Source organism: Rhizobium sp. Root482, from assembly GCF_001426565.1.
Taxonomy (GTDB): Bacteria; Pseudomonadota; Alphaproteobacteria; order Rhizobiales; family Rhizobiaceae; genus Pararhizobium.
The window spans coordinates 277,948-300,646 of sequence record NZ_LMFA01000023.1 but is presented as its reverse complement, the minus strand read 5'-3'; the positions used below and the strand labels follow the sequence as shown (position 1 = coordinate 300,646).

Sequence of the window (22,699 nt, the reverse complement as noted above, 5' to 3'; positions counted from 1 at the left end):
CTTGGCCTCAGACAACATTCCAGTGCAGCGGAAACATCGGATCGAAGACGGTGACCGTTCCCGCCTCCGTCTCGATCTTTCCCGGGAACGTCACAGCTTCCGCCTGCTTGCACAGCGTGATCGTTTCCTCGTTGACCGGCAGGCCGTACCAGGCCGGTCCGTTGAGCGAGGCAAAGGCCTCCAGCCTGTCCAGCGCATCCTCCTGCTCGAACACATGGGCAAGGCAGTTCATCGTGTTGATCGAGGTATAGATGCCGGCGCAGCCGCAGGCGCATTCCTTCATCGGGTCCACATGCGGGGCGCTGTCGGTGCCGAGGAAGAAGCGGGCGTCGCCGGAGGTGGCGGCGGCACGCAAGGCAAGGCGATGGACCTCGCGCTTGGCGACCGGCAGGCAGTAATAATGCGGGCGGATGCCGCCGACGAGCAGGGCATTGCGGTTGATGATCAGGTGATGGGTGGTGATCGAGCCGGCGAGATTGCCCTTCGATGCCTTGATATAATCGATGCCGTCCTTGGTCGTGACGTGCTCCATCGTCACCTTCAGCTCCGGCAACCGGGTCCGCAAGGGATCGAGCACGGTTTCGATGAACACCGCCTCGCGGTCGAAGATATCCACCTCCGGCGTCGTCACCTCGCCGTGCACGCAGAGCGGCAAGCCGATCCTTGCCATGCGTTCCAGCACCGGCATGGCCTTGTCGATATTGCGCACGCCGCCATGCGAATTGGTCGTGGCGCCCGCCGGATAGAGTTTGACCGCCGTGATCAGGCCGCTCTCGTGCCCCGCCTCGACATCGTCCGGATTGGTCCCTTCAGTGAGGTATAGCGTCATCAGCGGTTCGAAGCGGTCGCCTTTCGGCAGCGCGGCCATGATGCGCTCGCGATAGGCAGTGGCATCGGCTGTCGTCACGACGGGCGGCACGAGATTGGGCATGATGATGGCGCGGGCGAAGTGGCGGCTGCTATCGCCGATAACGCCCTTCAGCATCTCTCCATCGCGCAGATGCAGATGCCAGTCGTCGGGGCGGCGGATCGTCAGTTCGGTGATCGACTGTGGGCTCATGCGGATATCTCCAGACGCAATCTTTTTGCGCATAGGCTCGGAGCATGCGCTGACCGGAGGTTCCGATAGCATCATTCCAGCCCTGGAAACAATGGAGGATCGGCTCGGTCAGGCCGTTTCGAAAATCTCGATGGCGATGTCGGCGGGCCGTGAATTGTCGAGAATCCGCTTTCCGTTCGGCAGATCATTGCCGTAAAGCTTCCATTCGATACCGGCCACATCCAGCCCGTAATGCACCCAGCGCTGCCGCAACCGCTCCTCAAGCACCGCGTAGGGCGGGCCGACGAAAATGGTGAGATCGAACAATCCGGCGAGCCGTGACCATGGCGCCTCGTCGAGCAGCAGGTAGTTGCCTTCCGCAAGAATGAAGCGCGTATCGGGCGTGATCGCCCTTGCGGAGGCGATGGCGATTTCCCGGGCGCGGTCGAAGACCGGCACCAGCACCTCCTCATCCGCACGGCGCACCGCCGAAACAATATCGATGAAGGTCCGGACATCGAATGTTTCCGGCGCGCCCTTGCGTTTCAGCAGTCCGCGCTCTTCCAGAATGCCGTTGTCCATGTGAAAACCGTCCATCGGCAAGACCGCCGAGGTCTCGCCCCGGCGGGTCAGTTCCGCTTGCAGCGCATCGGCAAGCGTCGATTTGCCGGCGCCCGGGGGCCCGGCGATGGCGACGAGGAAGCGCTGAAAGCCGCCCGCCTTCTCGATGAGACGATCCGCAATGGCGGCAAGCGACAGGTTCATGCGGCGACGGCTTCCGGTGGCAGCTTTGCGCCGGTCATGAAGGCGACGGCATCCGACATCGTATAGTCCTTGGGATCGATGACGCAGAGGCGCTTGCCCAGCCGATGGATGTGGATGCGGTCGGCAACCTCGAAGACATGCGGCATATTGTGCGAGATGAGCACGATCGGCAGGCCGCGCGAGCGCACGTCGAGAATCAGTTCCAGCACCTTGCGGCTTTCCTTGACACCGAGTGCGGCCGTCGGCTCGTCGAGAATGATCACCTTGGAGCCGAAGGCGGCAGCGCGCGCGACGGCAACGCCCTGGCGTTGCCCGCCGGACAGGGTTTCCACCGCCTGGTTGATGTTCTGGATGGTCATCAGGCCGAGTTCCGACAGCTTTTCGCGGGCAAGCTTTTCCATCTTCGGCCGGTCGAGCATCCGGAAGATGGAGCCCATCGGCCCGCTCTTGCGGATTTCACGTCCCAGGAACATGTTGTCGGCAATCGAGAGCGCCGGCGACAAAGCGAGGTTCTGGTAGACGGTTTCTATACCGGCTTCGCGCGCCTCCAGCGGAGAGCGGAAATTGACCACCTGGCCATCGAGCCGGATCTCGCCCTCGTCGGGATGGACGGCGCCGGAAATCGCCTTGATCAGCGATGATTTCCCGGCACCGTTGTCGCCGATGACGGCGAGGATTTCGCCGGGGTAGAGATCGAAATCGGACTGGTCGAGGGCGGTGACGCGGCCATAACGCTTGACGATGCCGCGAGCGGTCAGGATGGGGTCTCTTTGCATCAGCCTGCTACCTTTCTGATCCACTGGTCGATGCCGACGGCCGAAATGATGAGGACGCCGGTCAGGAGCACCTTCCATTGCGGATCGGCGCCCAGCATGTTCAACCCCATGGACACGACGCCGACGATCAGGGCACCGAACAGCGTGCCGAGGATGGAGCCGCGGCCGCCGAACAGCGAGATGCCGCCGATAACCGCCGCCGTGATGGCCTGGAGATTATAGTCGGTGACGGCCCAGGAGGGCGAGATCGAGCCATTGCGGCCGATCGAGACCCAGGCGGCGAGCGCCGCGATGGCGCCGGCGAGGCCATAAACGCCAAGCAGCACGCCCTTCACCCGGATACCCGACAATTCCGCCGCTTCCGGATCGTCGCCGACGGCATAGACATGGCGCCCCCAGGCGGTGTGGTTGAGCGCGTACCAGAGCACGACGACGGTCACCACCATCATGATCACGCCCAGCGTGAAGACGGCGGAGCCCAGCTTGAGGCTGGTGGCGAAAATACCGAGTAGCGGCGCCGTCGTTTCGATGTCGGCGCGCCTGATCGTCTCGTTGGCCGAATAGATATAGTTAACCGCCGCGATGATGTTCCAGGTGCCGAGCGTCACGATGAAGGGCGGCAGTTTCATGCGGGCGACGAGGAAGCCGTTGAGCATGCCGCAGACCGTGCCGCAGACGAAGCCGGCGAAAATGGCAAGCGGCGCCGGCATGCCATAGGCCACGGCGCAATTGCCCATGACGACGGCCGAAAGCACCATGATCACGCCGATCGACAGATCGATGCCGGCGGTGAGCACAACGAGGGTCTGGGCGGCGCCGAGAATACCGACGACGGCGATCTGCTGGAGAATGAGTGTCAGCGTACCCGCCGAAAAGAACCTCTCTCCCTTCAGGACGCCGAACACGATGATCGACACGACCAGCACGATCGCGGGGACCGCTGCCGGCGTCGAATGCAGAAAATGCTGGATGCGCCGGAGAGGCGAGCGATCCTCGAAGGAAGCGACCGCCTTGTCGCTCTGATCGAGGCTTTGTTCGAATTCCTGGATGCCAGCCATGAGTGTGCTTCCCTCCCAAAAAGCCCGGCTTATCGCGCCGGTTATTGAAAAGGGCGGCCTGAACCGCCCTTCCTAATGATACTGTTCCTAAAATATCAGGGCATCAACCCCAGCACTTTTCCGTGCCGGTCTTGACGTCGATCGATTCAACGCCTTCCGCCGGCTTGTCGGTGACGAGCGCCACGCCGGTGTCGAAGAAATCCTTGCCTTCGGTCGGCTTCGGCTTGGTGCCGTCCTTGGCGTATTGGGCAATCGCCTCGATGCCGAGCGAAGCCATCAGCAGCGGATATTGCTGCGAGGTAGCACCGATCACGCCTTCCGCAACCGATTTGACGCCTGGGCAACCGCCATCGACGGAGACGATCAGCACGTCCTTTTCCTTGCCGACGGCCTTCAGCGCCTGATAGGCGCCGACAGCGGCGGGCTCGTTGATCGTGTGGATGACGTTGATGTCCGGATCCTTCTGGAGAAGGTTTTCCATGGCCGTGCGGCCGCCTTCCTCGTTGCCATTGGTCACGTCATGGCCAACGATGCGCGGATCATCCTCGTCGCCGATCTTGTTGGGGTCCTTCGGGTCGATGCCGAAGCCGATCATGAAACCCTGGTCGCGCAGGACGTCGACGGTGGGCTGCGACGGCGTCAGGTCGAGGAAGCCGACCTTGGCGTCCTTGGCCTTGTCCCCGAGCGTGGCGGCGGCCCACTGGCCGATCAGCTTGCCGGCGAGCAGATTGTCGGTGGCGAAGGTTGCGTCCGCAGCCGTTGCCGGATCGAGCGGCGTGTCGAGCGCGATGACCAGAAGGCCGGCGTCCTGCGCCTTCTTGACCTGATCGACGATCGCCTTGGTATCGGAGGCGGCGATCAGGATGCCCTTGGCGCCATCGGCGATGCAGGATTCGACGGCGGCGACCTGGCTGTCGTGGTCGCCATCGACCTTGCCCGCATAGGATTTCAGCGTGACGCCGAGTTCCTTTGCCTTGGCTTCAGCGCCTTCCTTCATCTTGACGAAGAAGGGATTGGTATCGGTCTTGGTGATCAGGCAGGCCGAGACATCGGCGGCCTTGATCGGGCTTGAAAATGCGACGCCGAGCGCCAGCGCGCCGAGAGCGGCGGAAACGATAGTCTTCTTCATAGAATCCTCCCAAGGATGAATAGGTTCCGGCAAAGCCGGTCCGTCAGGCCTCGCCCGCCACGACATTCTCCTCGGTCGGACGGGCGCTTCCGGGCTCAAACCAAACATCAAACCAGGGGCCTGTCAATAAATAAATCAAATTGAATTATTTAAATTCTGTGGCATTCTCCAGCGCGATAAATGTGTATCGAGCGCAATGGACGATGCGCCGACGACCATGAATACGATAAGGCCTGATCAGGGACGCACCGGAAAGCAGTGGCATTGACGGAAGGAAGACGGGCATGATCACACAAGGCGGCGGCGCGCCGACCGTGCCGGACGTCGTCGATCCCGGCGGCGGCGCCAATCTGACGCGTGTGCGCGCCTACAATGAGAGACTGGTCATGTCGCTGGTACGCCGCCATGGCAGCCTTTCGAAGGCCGATATCGCCCGCCGGTCGGGTCTTTCGGCACAGACCGTCTCGGTGATCATGCGGGCGCTGGAGAAGGACGATCTCCTGATGCGCGGCGATCCGGTGCGCGGCCGGGTCGGCCAGCCCTCGACGCCGATGCGGCTCAATCCGGACGCGGTCTATTCCTATGGCGTCAAGATCGGCCGGCGCAGCTGCGATCTCGTGCTGATGGATTTCGTCGGCACGATCCGTCTGCACCTGCACCGGATCCATGCCTTCCCGATGCCCGGCGAAATTCTCGCCTTCATCATCGAGGGCATGGCGGAGCTCGAAGAAATGCTGACCTCCGACCAGCGCCGGCGCGTCACGGGCATCGGCATCGCCACGCCGTTCCAGCTCTGGAACTGGGCAGACGAGGTCGGCGCACCGGCCGAAGCCATGGACAGCTGGCGCGGCTTCGACCTGCAGGCGGAATTGGCCGCGCGCACCAATCTTCCGGTCTTCCTGCAGAACGACGCGACCAGCGCCTGCGGGGCGGAACTGGTATTCGGGGTCGGCGCCAGCTATCCGGATTTCATCTATTTCTACATCGGTTCGTTCATCGGCGGCGGCATCGTGCTGAATTCCGCGCTGTTTTCCGGGCGCACAGGAACGGCGGGCGCGGTCGGTCCGCTGCAGGTGGCGGGCAAGACCGGCAAGACCCAGCAATTGCTGAAAGTCGCCTCCGTCTTCGTGCTCGAAAACCTGCTGCGCGCCCGCGGCATCGACCCGAAGCCGCTCTGGTATTCTGCCGACGACTGGATCGATTTCGGCGAGCCGCTCGAAACCTGGATCCAGGAGAGCGCCGAAGCCCTGGCGCAGGCTGTCGTTTCGGCGGCCTCGATCATCGACTTTTCGGCAGCCGTGATCGATGGCGGATTCCCGCCCTGGGTTCGCGCCCGCATCGTCGCGGCAACCCGCCGTGCCATCCAGGAACTGGATCTCCAGGGCGTGCTTGTGCCCGATATCATCGAAGGCGCGGTCGGTGCGCAGGCGCGGGCGATCGGTGGCGCCAGCCTGCCGCTGTTTTCCCGCTACCTCATCGACACCAATGTTCTCTTCAAGGAGACCGCATGATGCTGAAGGGTCTCGATCCCCTGCTCGGCCCCGAACTTCTGGCAACCTTGCGCGCCATGGGTCATGGCGACGAGATCGCCCTGGTCGACGGCAATTATCCCGGCCTCGAACACGGCCGGCGGCTGATCCGCCTCGACGGCCATCCGCTCGTCCGGGTGCTCGACGCCATATTGAGCGTCCTGCCGATCGACGATTTCGTGCCGGAGGCGATCTTTCGCGCCACGGTCGGGCAGGACCGCGACGCCCTTGATCCGGTGCATGCGGAGATCATCGCCTGCTGCGCGCGGCATGCGCCCGGCCGTACAGTGACGCCGCTGCTCGGAGCCGATTTCTATCCAAGGGTGCGCGCCGCCCATGCGGTCGTCCAGACCAGCGAAGCGCGTCTCCATGGCAATATCATTTTGCGCAAGGGCGTCATCCGTCCTTGATCTTGACAGCAAAAAAGCCCGCCGGCGGATGCCGGCAGGCCTTCGTCATCTCGACCACAATGCTCAGGCGCGGCGGGCATCCACCGAGAGTGCGCCCGGGCCGAAGGCGGCCAGAACTAGGAATCCGCCGGCCATGGCGAGGTTCTTCTGGAAATTGATCATCTGCATCTGATCGGCAAAATCGAAATGCGCGACAAAGGCCGTCGCCAGGCAGAAGGCCGCCAGCAGATAGGAGGCCGGACGGGTAAAGAAGCCGAGAAGGATCGCAAGTCCGCCGACAAGTTCCACCAGCGCGACGACGACGGCGGTGACCATCGGCATGGGTAAGCCCATGCTGCCGAAATAGCCGGCAGTGCCGGCAAGGCCGGTGAATTTGCCGAAACCGGCAAGAATGAAAATGATCGAAAGGAGGATACGTCCGATAAGGACAACAGTGCTTGACGGCATGAGAGTGGCTCCGGTTGGGTTCGTTTCCCGTATATTTCTATCAGCTATTTTAAAACCGACCAGCCCGGCGCAACGAAACAGATCGTTCACAATGGAAAAACAGCGGGCATCAATCGTCAAGAAAACACCATAACCTTATTTCTTCCGCAAATGGCACATCAGAAGGGCAAGGCTTCGCCGACTTTCCCTTTTTTGTTGCAACCGCAGGCAGACTGCGAGAAGAATTTTCAATGGGGTGGAATTGAACCGCGGATGGGGAAGCGGCATGAACGAAATCAACAAGAGCCCGGCCTTCTGGCGCTCCTTTCCGATCTTCGAGGAATTCGACAGGGATGCCGTCGCCGCCATTTCGGCCCTTGCCACCTATCGGAAATGGAGTCCCGGCACGGTGATCTTCCAGCGCGGCGACGAGGGCAATTACATGATTGCCGTGGTCTCCGGCCGCATCAAGCTGTCGCTGATCACACCGCAAGGGCGGGAATTGCTGTTGCGCCATATCGAGGCCGGCGCGCTGTTCGGCGAAATGGCCGTTCTCGACGACCAGCCGCGCTCGGCGGATGCCACCGCGATCATCGCCACCGAGGGCTATGTGATCGCCAAGAAGGCTTTTCTCGATTTCATCACCCACACGCCCAATGCCGCCGAATCGATCATGCGTTATCTCTGCTCGCTCCTGCGCGACACGACAGACCGGCTGGAGACGATCGCGCTCTATGACCTGCATGCGCGGGTGGCGCGCTTCTTCCTGGCAACGCTGAAGCAGATCCATGGCAGCGAACTGCCCGAAAGCGCCAATCTGCGCCTGACGCTCAGCCAGTCCGACATTGCCGGTATTCTCGGCGCCAGCCGGCCGAAGGTCAATCGCGCCATTCTGGCGCTGGAGGAAGGCGCGGCCATCAAGCGGGCCGATGGCGTCATCACCTGCCATATCGGCCGGTTGCGCAGGATCGCCGAGCCCGAAGAGGAATAGCACCGTGAAGAGCCGGCGCCTCCTGCGGATCAGGCCGTTCCTTGCCGGAATGGCCGCAAGCCTGCTCGGCGCAGCGCTCCTGTTCCTCTCCGCAGGATCGATGCTGGAAACGCAGAGGGAGATGTTTTTCGACACCCTCACCCAATGGATCGCCGCCCCGCAATCCACCCTGATCGCCGTTGTCGATATAGACCGGGCATCGGTGCAAGGGACGATCGAAAAAAACTGGGGCCGGGCGGAAACCGCCGATCTCCTCGACCGCCTGTCGAAGGCGGGTGCCCGCGCCATTGCCATGGATTTCGTTTTCAGCACCGGCTGCGATGCCGCCGAGCCCGCCAATGCCGCGCTGACCCGGGCGATTTCCGGAGCGCCGGTCATCCTCGGCTTCCTGATTGCCGAGGGCGGCGGGTATCCGCGACCGATGCCGCCGGTTGCCGTTCGAAAGCCGCTGGCGATCCCGGAATCGTGGTTCATCGCCGGCGCCGAGGCCTCCTGCCCCTTCCTGCAGGAAGCATCGCATTCGGCAGCCGCCGCCTTTCTCGTTGGCGACGAGGATGCCCTTATCCGCCGCGTCCAGGCCTTTTCGATCCTTGGAAACCAGATCTATCCGGCGCTTGGGGTCGAGGCGGCGCGCCTGGCGGAGGGCGGCCACACGCCGATCCTCGGCGGCGAGCCGGCCTGGCTGAAGCTAGCGAATCATCTGGTCGAACTGGAAGAAGATGGCAGCCTGCGCTTTGCCGCAAGCAAGGCCGAAACGATCGGGAAGAGAACCGTATCGGCCAGCGATGTGCTTGAAGGCACGGTCGCGCAGGACCGTTTCAGGGACAAGACCGTCTTTATCGGCAGCAGCCTGCCCAATCTCGGCGGCTTGCGCGCTACGGCCTCCATGCCGTTGCAGCCATCGGTGCAAATCCATGCCGATATCGCCAATGCCATCCTGACCGGCTTCATTCCGCGCCGCGATGCCCGGCTTCCGTTGCTCGAAGCCGGCGTGGCGCTGAGCGCCGGGCTGTTGGTGGCGCTTGTTGCCACACGCCTGCGCCCGGTTACCTCTGCTGCGCTCGGGCTGCTGGCGATTTCAGCGACGATCGGGGCGGCGGTGGCGATCTATGCGACAAACGCGCTTCTCGTCGATGCGGTCGGCATCGGTCTTGTGCTGGTCTTCGTGCTGATCGTCACCAGTACATTGCAATTCGCCCGGGTTCGGCGGGCGGAATCGGCGGCGCGCAGCAAATTCTCGCAATATCTGCCGCACTCCGTCGTTGCGCGCTATATCGACAATCCGGACGACGACCGCCTGGCCGGCGAGGAGCGGCCCGTCACCGCGCTGTTCACGGATATCGAAGGCTTCTCGACACTTTCGCAGAAGCTACCGCCGCGCGACCTCGTCACCCTGCTCGACATCTATTATGCCGAGGTCAACGGCCTGGTCGCCACCCATGGCGGCATGGTCGACAAGGTGGTCGGCGATGCCGTGCACGCCTTCTTCAACGCGCCTGAGGATCTCGACGACCACGTCAACAGGGCGATCGACTGCGCGCAGGCGATCGGGGCGCTGACGGAGGAGATGCGCCGGCGGTCGGGCTTCATCGAACATGAATTCGGCCGCACCCGCATCGGCATCGAGACCGGCATCGCCGTGCTCGGCGAGGTCGGCGCCGGCGGCAAGCTCGATTACACCGCCCATGGCGATGCGATCAATCTCGCCGCCCGGCTTCAAGAGGCCAATAAATTCCTGGGCACGGCCATCTGCATCGGCCCGCAGGCCGCAGCGGAAAGTGGCCGCGACCTGCGATCCCTCGGGATGCACGGCATCCGCGGCTTCGGCGAAATGGAATTGTTTACGACGCCGGCCTGAGGACGGTCAGCGCTTGAGGCCAACGCTGGCATAGGCTTCGACGATCCTTGCTTCCTTCCAGACGACGACCTTGCCCGGCGGATCGCCTGGCCTGGCGATCTCGACGCCTTCGCCGGCGCCGACAAGCCGCTCGACGCCGCCGCCCTCGACCGCGACCGCGCCATGCTCGACAAAGACCGCAAAGACGCCGCGGTTCGGTCCGCAGAAGAATTTCGTGCCGCGCACACCGATCATGCCGAAAGTGGTGCGCAGCGTCAGATCGATCTTCGGCAGGCCTTCCGGCCGGTCGAAGACCATCTGCCCGGTGCCGAGTTCCATCGTGCCGCCCTGGCTGGCGATGAAGCTGTCGAGCAGCAGCTCCGTGTCGCTGCCGAGCAGGATGCGCGTGTCGTCCAGTTGCAGATCGGCAAAGCTCTCTGTGCCGGTGAGCACAGTGTCCCTATCCATGATCTGCCCGCCGGCAACGAGGCCTTCCTGTTGCTCCGCCCGCTTGACATCGACCGTACCGCGCACGTCCGACGCCTTGCCGATGACGGCGCCGGCCTGCACCGGCATTGCTTCGAGGCCGGTTGCGACCAATGCGCAGCCGGCGAGAAATGCCCGGCGTCCGAAGAGGATATCACGCATCGGGAAACTATCTCTGATCATTGCCCTTGCTCCCTGTCCACCATCCGGCTTCCGACGCGCTTCCGGGACGGATCTGTCCGGTCTCACGCATTCTTCCATCCGGCCCGGCTTGCGCCTGTTTCCCAAGGAACTGCCGCAGTCCGGCACGGACAATAGGGTGACACAAAGGCAAGGGAGAAAGCCATGAAAAACGAAACCGGCAACCGCATTTCCAGGCGCGTGTCAGCGCTCAACGCCATCCTGCTCGCCGCCGTCAGTCTTGCATCGGTTGCCGCCATCGCTCTTCCCTCGGCACGGGCCGCCTCGCTCCTACCAGCGGACCAATGCGACGCGGAGGCAGGCAGCGAGCACGATCTCCAGCGCAACCTCTCCTTTCGGCCGGTGGCGAACGAAGATCTCCGCATCGGCATTGCCCTTTCGGCTTGCCGCGAGGCCTATAACCAGAAAAGCGGCGCCCGGCAGACCTTCCAGCTTGCCCGTGTGCTCCATGCCGCCGGCCAGCCGGCGAAATCAATGGTCCTGCTCGAAGAGGCGTCCGAAAGCGGTTATGCGGCCGCCATGGTGAGCTATGCGGTCGCGGTCGGCGAGCGGGGTGATCATGCCGGCGATTTCGCCCTCTACCAGAGAGCCGCCGCGGCCGGCAACATCCTTGCCGCCTACAATCTCGGTGTTGCCTATCGCGACGGCGTCGGCACGACGGCCAATGGCAGGCTTGCGGCGCAATGGTTCGAGCGGGCATCGCTTGCCCGGGACAATCTCGGCGCATTCAATCTTGCCGTGATGCTGGACGAAGGAACCGGGATCGACGAGGACAATGGAAAGGCCGCCTATTTCTACAGGCTGGCGGCCGAACGCGGCAATGTCGATGCGATGGTCAATCTCGGCCTGATGCTGGAAACCGGCGAAGGCATGCCGGCCGATCCTGCCGCCGCAGCCGCCCTGTTCTCGATGGCCGCCAGGAAAGGCGACAGCTTCGCGCTTGCCAGGATCACCCCGCCGCCCGTCGACACGGTCACCACCGCGGCCGTCGAAGCGAGCGAACAGGCAAGTCTCGTCCTGTCGAAGACAAACCGGGTGAAGTGAGGGAACGCGGCTACAGCCGCAGTCGCAATCCGGGCAACCACCCCTCATCCGCCCTATCGGGCACCTTCTCCCCGCAGGCGGGGAGAAGGAATGTGCGGCATGCTCAGTCGTTACAATCGACCTTAGTCGCCCCCTCTCCCCGCCTGCGGGGAGAGGGCTAGGATGAGGGGCAAGCGGACAACAACACCGCTCCCGAAAATCACATCCAGCCGCGCATCAGGCTTGCCGATGCCGCCACCTCGGCCATGAAATCCCGCTCCTGCCGCAGCGCCGTAATGGCGGCGGCGCGGTCTGTCATGGCGAAGCGCAGCCGGGTGCCGACGGGCGCCTGCGCCAGTCTCCACAGGTCGGCCTCGATGACATTGGCGATCTTCGGATAGCCACCGCAGGTATTGGCTTCCGCCAGTTGGATGATCGGCTGACCGTTCGGCGGCACCTGCACCGTGCCGGGCATGATGCCGTGGGAAAAGAGCTCCAGCTTGCGGATCAGCGAAAGCTCCGGCCCGCCCAGGCGATAGCCCATGCGATTGGCGTCATTGGTGACCAGCCAGTCGGACTTGAGGAAATGCGAAACCGCCTCGTCGGTGAAGGCATCAAATTCCGCGCTCGGCAGGACGCGCAGGGCGATGGGCTGATCGCTGTCCGCCGGTGGTCGCAGGGACGAGGGATCGACGCCGAAACCGCCGTCCATTTTCAGCAATCTGGCCGGCGTTTGTGAAAGCGGCAGCCGGTCGCCCCGGTTCAAGCCGCGCCCTTCCAGCCCGCCGAAACCGCTCTTCAGATCGGTCGAGCGCGATCCGAGAACCGGTGGCACCTGGATACCGCCCTTGAAGGCGATGACGGCGCGGGCGCCTGAATGCGGCAGGCCGAGCGTCAGCACCTCGCCCGCCTTTGCATTCATCGCCCACCAGCAGGGCATTTGCCTGTCGCCGATTTTTGCCGGGCAATCGGCACCGGCGATGGCAAACACCGTATCAGCCTCGAACCGCAGCCGGAAGGGAAACAGCGCCACTTCGAGGCCGGCTGCCTCCCGTTCGTTGCCGATCATCAGATTGGCGATTTCGAGTGCCGCCGCATCCATCATGCCGGAGCGGCCGACGCCGGCATCCAGATGGCCGACACGCCCGAGGTCCTGGACGGAATTGACGGCGCCGGTCGACAGGATCTCGATCATGATTTGACCTCGACCGCCCGGAAGCGGATGCGATCGCCCGGCCTGCAGGCTGCCGGCGGATCACGCAAAGGGTCGAACAGCGGGACCTGTGTCCGGCCGATGATATGCCAGCCGGAGGGCGCCGTGCACGGCATGATGCCCGCTTGGGCGCCGCCGATGATCACCGAGCCGATCTCCACCTTCATGCGCGGCACCGCCCGGCGTGGCATGGCAAGCTGCGGATCGAGCCCGGAGAGATAGACGAAGCCCGGCATGGCGCCGACGGCTGCCACCGAATAGACCGCCTGCGAATGCCGGCGCACCACATCCTCGACGCTCAGACCGGCATGCGCGGCAAGCACCGCGAGATCTTCGCCGGTTTCGCCGCCATAGACCACGGGAATATCCACATCGCGGCCGCCCACGGCATCCGGCACCACGCTCTCCCAGGCATCGCGCAACACTTGCTCGACGCGATCCGGTGCAGCCAGGAGCGGATCGAAGACGATCATCAGATTGTTCATGCCCGGCACGGTCTCGGCAATGCCCTCGCGCGTCTTCATATGCGCGGCCACGGCCCAGAGGCGCGACTGGATATCGTCGGAAAAGACGGCGCCGGCCGCATCCAGCAGGATCGCGCCCGCCCCTTGCATGCTGAGCCTTGGAGAAACAGTCTCGGTCACCGGATACCCGTCTTGCAGAACACGATGGGGGATTTGATAATTCAGCTTTCCGGCCTTGCCTAGTCGTTATCGCATCCGCCCCATGAAATCGCGGGGGTGACTGCAGAGCCGGCGGATTTTTGACGGCTTAGGCTGCCTGCCCGTTATTCCCACCACCTTCCACATGCGCTAGGATCGCCGCGACCCGCATGCAACGAACTGGAAAAAGCCTTGAACAGCAAGCCCTTGAGCGTCGACCTCAATTCCGACATGGCCGAAGGTTTCGGCGCCTATCGGATGGGCGACGACGATGCGATCCTGAAGATCGTCACCTCCGCCAATATCGCCTGCGGCTTCCATGGCGGCGATCCGGAGATCATGGCGACGACATTTGCTCTTGCCAAGGAGCGCGGTGTGGCCGTCGGCGCCCATCCCGGCTTTCCGGATCTCTGGGGCTTCGGCCGCCGCAACATTCCCTTTTCGGCCGGAGAGATCGAGCGGCTGACCGCCTACCAGATCGGTGCCGCGCAGGCCCTATCGGCCTATGCCGGCCACCCGATCACCCATGTCAAGGCGCATGGCGCGCTCGGCAATCTCACCCAGCAGAATGCCGAGGTGGCGATGGCCGTCAACCGCGCCATCAAGGCGGTCGATCCCTCGCTCGTCTGCCTCGTCATCGCGCTTGGCCACCAGCAGCGCCAGGCCAATGAGATGGGCCTGAAGACGGCATCGGAGATTTTCGCCGATCGCGCCTATACGCCGGAAGGCCATCTGGTCGATCGCAAGCTGCCCGGCTCGGTCATCCACGATCCGGCCGAGGCCGCCGCCCGCGTGGTGCGCATGGTGCGCGCCGGCGCCATCGAAACCATCACCGGCCAGGCGATCGAGACGCCGATCGACTCCATCTGCGTCCACAGCGACACGCCGGCCGCCGTCACCATTGCGCTGACCGTGCGCCGGGCGCTCGAGGCCGATGGCATCGCCGTGAAGAATTTTCTCTCCTGAGCGGCGAAACGGGACAATCATGGACCTCAACCTGATCGAACGGCTGATGCGGCTTCTGGAAAGCTCCAGCGTCAACGAGTTGGAACTGACGGAGAACGGCACGCGCATCCGTCTGGCAAAGACGGTGACGCAGGCTCCGACACCCGGCACGGTCCACGCAGCTTCCTCCTTTTCCTCCAGCGGAGAGGCCGGAGCAGCCTCGGCCGCGGCCGCCACGACCGCCGCGACCCACATCATCGTCGCCGGATTGCCGGGCACCTTCTACCGCTCGCCAATGCCCGGCGAGCCGCCCTTCGTCGAGGTCGGCGACCTGGTCGAGGACGGGCAGAAACTGGCCATCGTCGAGGCCATGAAGATGATGAATCCGGTGGAAGCCGACTGCGCCGGCCGCATCACCGCCATCCACCTGCCGGACGCCGCCCCGGTGGCAGCGGGCATGGCGCTCTTCACCATCGAAAAGACGGCGTGAGGCGATGGACAGCGAGGATATAAGGCAGGCGATCGCCCTGATGGAGCGGCATGGCATCGCCGCCTTCGACTATGAGTCCGGCGCGACGGAACTCCGGCTGAGGCTCGACGGCGGCCACCGGCAGACAAGCCCGGTCGAAATAGCGCCGCCGCAAGCGGAAGAGCCGGTGGGCCACCTCTGCTCGCCGGGCGTCGGCCTCCTTCTTCTCGCCCATCCGGCCAGCGCCGCCGCTCCGCTGCCCCTGCCGCGCAGGGCAGCAAAGGGCGAGGTTGTCGCCTATATCAAGACCGGCATGACGCTGCGTGCCGTCGGCGCGGCGACCGATTGCACCCTGCTCCGCATCCTCGCCGCGCCGGGCCGGGGTGTCGGTTATGGCGAGGCACTGTTCGAGATCGGACCGGGCTGAACCCTCCCAATTATGTTGCTTGACGCCAGAGGCCGCCGCCGACAGCTTGGCGACCTCCATCCGCCTTCCTCTCACCGGGCATTCCAATGACAAAGCTGATCATCTTTACCGACCTGCACATGGTGCCCGAGGGCGCGTCGATCATCGGCCTTGATCCCTACCAGCGGCTTTTAGCCGGCATCGACCATGTCAACCGCTATCACGCCGATGCGGACGGGGTGATCGTCATGGGGGACCTCACCCACCGGGCCGACCGGCCGTCCTATGAGCGGCTGAAGACGCTGCTCGACCGGCTTGTTCCGCCGCTTGCCATCACCATCGGCAATCACGACCGCCGCGATATCTTCCTCGAGGTCTTTGCCGATGCGGTGCACGACGAGGACGGCTTCGTCCAGCGGGTGGTGGATTTTCCCGATTGCCGCGCCGTGCTTCTCGATACCTTGTTCGCCCCGCCCTACGACTATCCGCGCAGCCATGCCGGCTTCCTGTGCGCCAAGCGTCTTGCCTGGCTCGACCGGCAGTTGGAAACGGCGGGCGACCGGCCTGTGCTGCTGTTCATGCATCACCCGCCACATGCCACCGGCTTTTCCGGCATGGACATGATGCGACTGATCAACGAGGTGGATTTCTACGATCTGGTGAAGCGCCGCGGCAATGTCCTGCATATTTTCGCCGGCCATGTGCACCGGACGATTTCCGGCTCCAGCCGCGGCATCCCCTTCTCCGTCTTCAAGAGCCCGGTGCACCAGCAGCCCATGCCCTTCGACACGCCCGATACTTCGCTCTCCATCGACGAACCCGCAGCCTACGGCATCGCCGTCATGACCGACACGGGCGTGCTGGTGCATACGGAGGATTACGAGATCGCCGTGCGGGAAGCGGCGGTGGCTTGATTTCCCTTCTCCCCAGCGGGGAGACGTGCCGAGCCTTGCGCACTCCGTAGTCTCTTCTCCCCGCGTGCAGGGTGGCCTTGAAGTGCCGGGAAGCCGACCGCATCGTCTCTCCTCCCCTTGGGGAGAAGGTGCCCGAAGGGCGGATGAGGGGGTGGTACGGCATCGGCGTAGCATTGATTTCGTTTCATTTTTTTCAAAGTCTCTTGTCCGTCTGGCCGTTCATGATGTGGCTTTTCCCCCTCATCCGGCCTGTCGGCCACCTTCTCCCCGCATGCGGGGAGAAGGGATATGCCGCCCCATTCCGCCATCCCCCCATTCCATGTTACCCTCGCCCCCATGACCCTTACCGTTCCCACCGAAGAGTTCGATTGCCAGAGTTGTGGCGCCTGCTGCAGCTACTCCGAAGACTGGCCGCGCTTTTCGCTGGAGACGGACGAGGAACTGGACCGGATTCCGGCCGCCTATGTGTCCGCCGATCTCGGCGGCATGCGCTGCGAGGACAATCGCTGTTCGGCGCTCGACGGCAGGCTCGGCGTCCATGTCGGCTGCAAGATCTATGCGGTACGGCCGATCGTCTGCCGTACCTGCATGCCCGGTGACGACGAATGCCTGATGGCCCGGCACAAACTGTCGCAGACCGTCCTGCTATAGGGCAGTCATCCGGCGACAACTTGCCTTCTCCGTATATCATTCGTCGTTACCCGTATCGTTTAGTGAAACATCCCGAATTCACCCTAATTTACCGGATGGATATGCGGCGTCCTCTCTCCTATTTTGCGCCCAGCATAAAAGGCGCATAGTCGGTGCGCCGGGCCAGTTTCAAAGGGACGAAATTTGATGAGCCAGCCGCAGCAGTCCGAGACCTCGCAGACCGCATCCGCGCCCCTGCCCTTTGCCGATTTCGCCCCGCCGATTTCCACCCAGACGGTCCTGCGCCAGGCCATCACCGCCGCCTATCGTCGGCCGGAAACCGAATGCGTGGCGCCGCTGGTAGCGGCCGCCACTCTGCCCGAGGATATCCGCGCCCGCGCCAAGGCGACCGCCCGCAAATTGATCCTGGCACTGCGCGCCAAGCACAAGGGCTCCGGCGTCGAGGGCCTGGTGCATGAATATTCGCTGTCGAGCCAGGAGGGCGTGGCGCTGATGTGCCTGGCCGAGGCCCTGCTGCGCATTCCCGATACCGCCACCCGCGACGCGCTGATCCGCGACAAGATCGCCGATGGCGACTGGCGCTCGCATATCGGCGGCGGCCGCTCCCTCTTCGTCAATGCCGCCACCTGGGGCCTCGTCGTTACCGGCAAGCTCACCTCCACCGTCAACGACCGTAGCCTGTCCGCCGCCCTCACCCGCCTCATTGCCCGCGCCGGCGAGCCGGTGATCCGCCGCGGCGTCGACATGGCGATGCGAATGATGGGCGAGCAGTTCGTGACAGGCGAAACCATCGAGGAAGCACTGAAGCGCTCGCGGGCGCTCGAGGCACGCGGCTTCCGCTATTCCTACGACATGCTGGGCGAGGCCGCGACCACGGCGGCCGATGCCGAGCGCTATTATGCCGACTACGAAAACGCCATCCATGCCATCGGCAAGGCTTCGAACGGCCGCGGCATCTATGAAGGTCCCGGCATCTCGATCAAGCTTTCGGCGCTGCATCCCCGTTATGTCCGCGCCCAGTCGGCCCGCGTCATGGGCGAACTTCTGCCGAAGGTGAAGGCGCTGGCGCTGATCGCCAAGAGCTACGATATCGGCTTGAATATCGATGCCGAAGAAGCCGACCGGCTGGAACTGTCGCTCGATCTGCTTGAGGCGTTGCGGCTCGATCCGGACCTCTCAGGCTGGAACGGCATGGGCTTCGTCGTCCAGGCCTATGGCAAGCGCTGCCCCTTCGTGCTCGATTTCATCATCGACCTTGCCCGCCGCTCCGGCCACCGCATGATGGTGCGCCTCGTCAAGGGCGCCTATTGGGATGCCGAAATCAAGCGCGCCCAGATCGACGGGCTGGAGGATTTTCCGGTCTTTACCCGCAAGATCCATACCGACGTCTCCTATATCGCCTGCGCGAAAAAGCTGCTCGATGCGGTGGACGTGATCTTCCCGCAATTCGCCACCCACAATGCCCAGTCGCTGGCGACGATCCACGAAATGGCCGGCCCCGATTTCAAGGTCGGAAAATACGAGTTCCAGTGCCTGCACGGCATGGGCGAGCCGCTCTATGACGAGGTCGTCGGCAAGGACAAGCTCGATCGCCCGGCCCGCATCTATGCGCCAGTCGGAACCCATGAGACGCTGCTCGCCTATCTCGTTCGCCGCCTTCTGGAAAACGGCGCGAACTCCTCCTTCGTCAACCGCATCGCTGATCCGACGGTCTCGGTGGAAGAACTGATCGCCGATCCCGTCGATACCGTCCGCGCCATGCCCGTCATGGGCGCGCCGCATGACCAGATCAAGCTGCCGGTCGATCTCTATGCCGGACGCGACAATTCCGCCGGCCTCGATCTTTCCAGCGAGACAACGCTGTCGATGCTGTCGGATGCCCTGAAAGCCAGTGCTGCGATGGATTGGACGGCTGCCCCGCATCTCTGCGCTGAAAAACTGCGCGGCGAGAGCCGCCCCGTGCTCAATCCCGGTGACCATCGTGATGTGGTTGGTTCGGTCATCGAGACCGCGGAAGACGATGCCCGCCGTGCGGTCGAGATCGCCCTTGCGGAAGGCGCGCGATGGAGCACGGTTGCACCCGCCGAGCGTGCCCAATGCCTGGTGCGCGCCGCCGATCTGATGCAGGCGCGCATGCCCACCCTGCTCGGCCTGATCATCCGCGAAGCCGGCAAATCGCTGCCCAACGCGATTGCCGAAGTGCGCGAGGCGATCGACTTCCTGCGCTACTATGCCGAACAGGCGGCCCGCACGCTCGGCCCGGCCCATAAGGCGCTCGGGCCCATCGTCTGCATCAGCCCGTGGAATTTCCCGCTGGCGATCTTCTGCGGCCAGATCGCAGCGGCGCTGGTGGCCGGCAATCCGGTGCTGGCAAAACCTGCCGAGGAAACGCCGCTGATCGCCGCCGAGGGCGTGCGCCTCCTGCACGAGGCCGGCATTCCAGCCGAAGCGCTGCAGCTTCTGCCGGGCGACGGCCGCGTCGGCGCCGCCCTTGTCGGCGCGCCGAACATTGCCGGCGTGATGTTCACCGGCTCGACCGCCGTTGCCCGCCTGATCCAGGCGCAGCTGGCGGACCGGCTGTCTGCGGCCGGCAAGCCGATCCCGCTGATTGCCGAAACCGGCGGCCAGAACGCCATGATCGTCGATAGTTCCGCCCTTGCCGAACAGGTCGTCGGCGATGTCATCGCGTCGGCCTTCGACAGCGCCGGCCAGCGCTGCTCGGCATTGCGCGTGCTCTGCCTGCAGGACGATGTCGCCGACCGTGTTCTCGCCATGCTGAAGGGCGCGCTGCACGAGCTCGATATCGGCCGCACCGACCGTCTTGCCGTCGATGTCGGCCCGGTGATTACCGAGGAAGCCAAGGGCGTTATCGAAAAGCATATCGAAGCCATGCGCGGCATCGGTGCCAAGGTCGAGCAGATCGCGCTTTCGCCGGCAACCGCGAAGGGCACCTTCGTGCCGCCGACGATCATCGAGCTGAAAAATCTCTCCGACCTGAAGCAGGAGGTCTTCGGCCCGGTCCTGCACGTGCTGCGCTACGAGCGTGACGATCTCGACCGGTTGATCGACGATATCAATGCCACCGGCTACGGCCTCACCTTCGGGCTGCATACACGCCTCGACGAGACGATCGCCCATGTGACGAGCCGCGTGCAGGCCGGCAATCTTTACGTCAACCGCAATATCATCGGCGCCGTCGTCGGCGTCCAGCCTTTTGGCGGGCGCGGGCTTTCCGGCACCGGTCCCAAGGCCGGCGGCCCGCTCTATCTCGGCCGCCTCGTCGCCACGCCGCCGGTGCCGCCGCAGCATAGTTCGGTCCATCTCGATCCGGTCCTGCTCGATTTCGCCAGATGGCTGGAGGGCAAGGGCTTGAAGGCGCAGGCGCAGGCCGCGCGCGAAACCGGCAGCCAGTCGGCGCTCGGCCTGACCACGGAACTGGCCGGACCGGTCGGCGAGCGCAATCTGTATGCGCTGCATCCGCGTGGCCGCATTCTGCTGGTCTCGGAAACCGAGGAAGGGCTTTACCGCCAGCTCGCCGCCGTGCTCGCCACCGGCAATGCCGCCGTGATCGACACCGCTTCCGGCCTGAAGGACAGGCTTTCGGCCCTGCCCGCCAATGTTGCGGCCCGGCTATCCTTCACCTCGGACTGGGCGGCCGACGTGCCCTTTTCCGGGGCGCTGATCGAAGGCGATGCGGACCATATCCGCACCGCCAACAAGAAGATCGCCGCCCTGCCCGGCCCGCTGGTGCTCGTCCAGGCCGCATCGGCGCAGGAGCTGTCGGCAAATCCCGATGCCTATTGCCTCAACTGGCTGCTGGAAGAGGTTTCCACCAGCATCAATACGGCGGCCGCCGGCGGCAATGCCAGCCTGATGTCGATCGGATAAGGCCGACAACCGCTGGCATCCCGTTTGCCGATGCGCTATCACCGCGCACAAACGGGGCCGGCGGATGTTTACGCTTCAGCGCATCGAGCGTTTCGAGCAGGAAATCAAGAAGAGCCGCTTTCTGGCGGTCTGCGCCCCCGTGACCGACGAAGCGGCGGCCAAGGAATTCGTCACCGGCCATTCCGATCCCACAGCCAGCCATAATTGCTGGGCGTTCCGCATCGGCCAGACCTACCGCTTCAACGACGACGGAGAACCGAGCGGTACGGCCGGCAAGCCGATCCTGCAGGCGATCGACGGCCAGTCGCTCGATAGCGTTGCCGTCGTCGTCACCCGCTGGTTCGGCGGCACGCTGCTCGGCAGCGGTGGCCTGATGCGCGCCTATGGCGGCACGGCGGCAATGTGTTTTCGCGCGGCGGAGAAGACCGAACTGATCGAAACCGTCGGCGCCGTGATCGCCTGCGACTTCGCCGATCTGGCTCTCATCAAGGCGCGCCTGCCGGGCGTCGGCGCAACGCTCACGGCCGAGAGCTTTACCGATACCGGCGCCGAACTGACAGTGCGGATCGAGAAAGCCGGATGCGGCGCGGCGGTCGCGACAATCGCCGATCTCAGCCGCGGCCGCGCCACCGTCCGCCTCGACGATTAGTACAGCACAACCGATCGACGCACGCCGCTTCTTCGCCTCGCTCACGATAGCACGCGTGGAACCGGTGGACATGCACCGGCGTTCGATCAAGGCTGTCCGATGGCAGGACGACAGAGGGAGAGACGACATGCGGGACCGGTTCAATCTTTTTCGCTTTGTCGAGGCGCAGGCACCCTTTTACCGCAATGCCCTTGCCGAACTGGAACGCGGCCGCAAGGAAACACACTGGATGTGGTTCGTCTTTCCGCAGATCGCCGGCCTCGGCCATTCCTCGACCGCGCGTTATTTCGCCATTTCAAGCCTCGAGGAGGCCCGTGCCTATGGCGCCCATCCCCTGCTCGGCGCCCGGCTCCTGGAATGCACGCGAACCATCAATGCCTCGCAAGCCGTCAGCGCCCTCGACCTGTTCGGCTCGCCCGACGACCTGAAATTCGGCTCGTCGATGACGCTGTTTCGCGAGGCGGCGGAAGACCCCAAACCCTTCCAGGCAGCCCTCGACCGCTATTTCGACGGCGAGGCCGACGGCAGGACCCTGGACATCCTTGGCGGCCTGTGAAGCCGCAATCGGCATTCGTGCGGGGGAGACGGAGCGATTTTTTCCCGCTATAGCAGCGTTCGGCGCTCGGACGCCCTGTGAGCCTGATATCAATTGCCGGAGACCCGCATGACCTTCGATCCACTCAAGGCACTCGCCAATTATTCGCAGGCGGAATGTTCGGTGCAGTTCTGGGTCGAGGGCGACGCTCCCTCGCTTTTCCCATCGCTGGAAGAAGCGGTGATCTTTGCCCGCGACAACGGCGCCGGCTGGAAGGATGTCGAGATCACCGTGCATCTCGAACGCGAGGATATTTCCTACGCCACCGGAAAAACCCGCATGCTGATCGAGACCCTGCGGCGAAGGCCGACATAGAACGCGCGCAGGAATGCGGTTACGCCAGAATACCGGAACAGATTGATAGTAAGGGGAAAAATGGCGCACCCGGAACGATTCGAACGTCCGACCCTCAGATTCGTAGTCTGATGCTCTATCCAGCTGAGCTACGGGTGCGTCTTGCCGCGGTGCAGAACCGCTGGCGTGGCGATCCTCTAAAACGTCCCACCGGGGAATGCAAGCGAATTTGCGCAGAAACTTTGTTTTTTGTCCCGCTTCCTCGTCTACTGCGTTGAAACGTTAGGCGAATTCCATGGGTATCCAGGTATCGGCGCTTGCGTTTCGGCAGCGGCGGAGGCCT

23 protein-coding genes and 1 tRNA gene are annotated in these 22,699 nt (G+C 63.9%); 14 read left to right on the top strand and 10 right to left on the bottom strand.

Annotated elements, in window-relative coordinates; translation table 11 throughout:
* Positions 1 to 7: 7 nt before the first annotated feature.
* The 5 genes from pyrC to ASD31_RS20040 form a co-directional block, all read right to left on the bottom strand.
* The gene (gene pyrC, locus ASD31_RS20060) at positions 8 to 1,045 is read right to left on the bottom strand and encodes a dihydroorotase (RefSeq protein ID WP_156392740.1); all 1,038 of its coding nucleotides are present in this window, start codon (positions 1,043 to 1,045) and stop codon (positions 8 to 10) included.
* 123 nt (positions 1,046 to 1,168) lie between these two features.
* Positions 1,169 to 1,804, bottom strand: coding sequence for a nucleoside triphosphate hydrolase (locus ASD31_RS20055; protein ID WP_056338093.1), 636 nt, complete (start codon positions 1,802 to 1,804; stop codon positions 1,169 to 1,171).
* Positions 1,801 to 2,580, bottom strand: a complete 780-nt coding sequence (locus ASD31_RS20050) for an ATP-binding cassette domain-containing protein (RefSeq protein ID WP_056338090.1) — start codon at positions 2,578 to 2,580, stop codon at positions 1,801 to 1,803. Before ASD31_RS20050 ends, ASD31_RS20055 begins: the two co-directional genes overlap by 4 nt.
* Complete coding sequence (locus tag ASD31_RS20045) at positions 2,580 to 3,638, bottom strand: ABC transporter permease (protein ID WP_056338087.1); 1,059 nt, start codon at positions 3,636 to 3,638, stop codon at positions 2,580 to 2,582. The genes ASD31_RS20050 and ASD31_RS20045 overlap by 1 nt, the downstream gene beginning before the upstream one ends.
* Positions 3,639 to 3,741: 103 nt before the next feature.
* Entirely contained in the window at positions 3,742 to 4,767 is a 1,026-nt protein-coding gene (locus ASD31_RS20040) for a sugar ABC transporter substrate-binding protein (RefSeq protein WP_056338083.1), read from the bottom strand.
* 284 nt (positions 4,768 to 5,051) lie between these two features.
* Between ASD31_RS20040 and ASD31_RS20035 the strand changes: the two genes are divergently transcribed.
* Positions 5,052 to 6,278, top strand: a complete 1,227-nt coding sequence (locus tag ASD31_RS20035) for an ROK family transcriptional regulator (protein ID WP_056338079.1) — start codon at positions 5,052 to 5,054, stop codon at positions 6,276 to 6,278.
* Positions 6,278 to 6,706 carry an RbsD/FucU family protein gene (locus ASD31_RS20030; protein WP_056338289.1) on the top strand — a complete coding sequence of 143 codons (429 nt, stop codon included), beginning with the start codon at positions 6,278 to 6,280 and terminating at the stop codon, positions 6,704 to 6,706. Before ASD31_RS20035 ends, ASD31_RS20030 begins: the two co-directional genes overlap by 1 nt.
* A gap of 63 nt (positions 6,707 to 6,769) precedes the next feature.
* On the opposite strand, the gene ASD31_RS20025 is transcribed toward ASD31_RS20030, so the two are convergent.
* A complete protein-coding gene (locus tag ASD31_RS20025) occupies positions 6,770 to 7,153 on the bottom strand; it encodes a DoxX family protein (protein WP_056338077.1) in 384 nt (127 codons plus the stop codon).
* A 265-nt stretch (positions 7,154 to 7,418) separates the two neighbouring features.
* Here ASD31_RS20025 and ASD31_RS20020 point away from each other — a divergent pair, with 265 nt between their 5' ends.
* On the top strand, positions 7,419 to 8,123 hold the full coding sequence (locus tag ASD31_RS20020; RefSeq protein ID WP_056338074.1) for a Crp/Fnr family transcriptional regulator: 705 nt from the start codon (positions 7,419 to 7,421) through the stop codon (positions 8,121 to 8,123).
* Between the two features lie 49 nt (positions 8,124 to 8,172).
* A complete protein-coding gene (locus tag ASD31_RS20015; RefSeq protein WP_056338286.1) occupies positions 8,173 to 9,981 on the top strand; it encodes a CHASE2 domain-containing protein in 1,809 nt (602 codons plus the stop codon).
* A 6-nt stretch (positions 9,982 to 9,987) separates the two neighbouring features.
* Here the strand turns inward: ASD31_RS20015 and ASD31_RS20010 are convergent, their stop codons facing one another.
* Positions 9,988 to 10,608 carry a FecR domain-containing protein gene (locus tag ASD31_RS20010; RefSeq protein WP_056338071.1) on the bottom strand — a complete coding sequence of 207 codons (621 nt, stop codon included), beginning with the start codon at positions 10,606 to 10,608 and terminating at the stop codon, positions 9,988 to 9,990.
* 183 nt (positions 10,609 to 10,791) lie between these two features.
* On the opposite strand from ASD31_RS20010, the gene ASD31_RS25615 reads away from it, so the two are divergent.
* The gene (locus tag ASD31_RS25615) at positions 10,792 to 11,691 is read left to right on the top strand and encodes a tetratricopeptide repeat protein (RefSeq protein ID WP_082520638.1); all 900 of its coding nucleotides are present in this window, start codon (positions 10,792 to 10,794) and stop codon (positions 11,689 to 11,691) included.
* Positions 11,692 to 11,890: 199 nt separating this feature from the next.
* On the opposite strand, the gene ASD31_RS20000 is transcribed toward ASD31_RS25615, so the two are convergent.
* Both ASD31_RS20000 and pxpB read right to left on the bottom strand, forming a co-directional pair.
* A complete protein-coding gene (locus tag ASD31_RS20000; RefSeq protein ID WP_056338069.1) occupies positions 11,891 to 12,865 on the bottom strand; it encodes a biotin-dependent carboxyltransferase family protein in 975 nt (324 codons plus the stop codon).
* On the bottom strand, positions 12,862 to 13,527 hold the full coding sequence (gene pxpB, locus ASD31_RS19995) for a 5-oxoprolinase subunit PxpB (protein ID WP_244483908.1): 666 nt from the start codon (positions 13,525 to 13,527) through the stop codon (positions 12,862 to 12,864). The genes ASD31_RS20000 and pxpB overlap by 4 nt, the downstream gene beginning before the upstream one ends.
* A 210-nt stretch (positions 13,528 to 13,737) precedes the next feature.
* Between pxpB and ASD31_RS19990 the strand changes: the two genes are divergently transcribed.
* The 9 genes from ASD31_RS19990 to ASD31_RS19950 all read left to right on the top strand — a co-directional run bounded on the left by ASD31_RS19990 (position 13,738) and on the right by ASD31_RS19950 (position 22,377).
* Positions 13,738 to 14,511, top strand: coding sequence for a LamB/YcsF family protein (locus tag ASD31_RS19990; RefSeq protein WP_056338063.1), 774 nt, complete (start codon positions 13,738 to 13,740; stop codon positions 14,509 to 14,511).
* A gap of 19 nt (positions 14,512 to 14,530) precedes the next feature.
* Positions 14,531 to 14,980 (top strand): acetyl-CoA carboxylase biotin carboxyl carrier protein, encoded by a 450-nt coding sequence (locus ASD31_RS19985; RefSeq protein WP_056338060.1) that lies wholly within the window; start codon positions 14,531 to 14,533, stop codon positions 14,978 to 14,980.
* Positions 14,981 to 14,984: 4 nt separating this feature from the next.
* Positions 14,985 to 15,386 carry a hypothetical protein gene (locus ASD31_RS19980; RefSeq protein ID WP_056338058.1) on the top strand — a complete coding sequence of 134 codons (402 nt, stop codon included), beginning with the start codon at positions 14,985 to 14,987 and terminating at the stop codon, positions 15,384 to 15,386.
* An 86-nt stretch (positions 15,387 to 15,472) separates the two neighbouring features.
* Positions 15,473 to 16,279, top strand: coding sequence for a phosphodiesterase (locus ASD31_RS19975; RefSeq protein WP_056338055.1), 807 nt, complete (start codon positions 15,473 to 15,475; stop codon positions 16,277 to 16,279).
* Between the two features lie 336 nt (positions 16,280 to 16,615).
* Entirely contained in the window at positions 16,616 to 16,930 is a 315-nt protein-coding gene (locus ASD31_RS19970; RefSeq protein ID WP_056338284.1) for a YkgJ family cysteine cluster protein, read from the top strand.
* Between the two features lie 186 nt (positions 16,931 to 17,116).
* A complete protein-coding gene (gene putA, locus ASD31_RS19965; protein WP_056338052.1) occupies positions 17,117 to 20,818 on the top strand; it encodes a trifunctional transcriptional regulator/proline dehydrogenase/L-glutamate gamma-semialdehyde dehydrogenase in 3,702 nt (1,233 codons plus the stop codon).
* Between the two features lie 64 nt (positions 20,819 to 20,882).
* Complete coding sequence (locus tag ASD31_RS19960) at positions 20,883 to 21,467, top strand: IMPACT family protein (protein WP_056338050.1); 585 nt, start codon at positions 20,883 to 20,885, stop codon at positions 21,465 to 21,467.
* A 127-nt stretch (positions 21,468 to 21,594) separates the two neighbouring features.
* Positions 21,595 to 22,023 (top strand): DUF1810 domain-containing protein, encoded by a 429-nt coding sequence (locus ASD31_RS19955; RefSeq protein WP_056338046.1) that lies wholly within the window; start codon positions 21,595 to 21,597, stop codon positions 22,021 to 22,023.
* 108 nt (positions 22,024 to 22,131) lie between these two features.
* The gene (locus ASD31_RS19950; protein WP_056338045.1) at positions 22,132 to 22,377 is read left to right on the top strand and encodes a hypothetical protein; all 246 of its coding nucleotides are present in this window, start codon (positions 22,132 to 22,134) and stop codon (positions 22,375 to 22,377) included.
* 61 nt (positions 22,378 to 22,438) lie between these two features.
* Here the strand turns inward: ASD31_RS19950 and ASD31_RS19945 are convergent.
* Positions 22,439 to 22,515, bottom strand: a tRNA-Arg gene (locus tag ASD31_RS19945).
* Between the last annotated feature and the right edge of the window lie 184 nt (positions 22,516 to 22,699).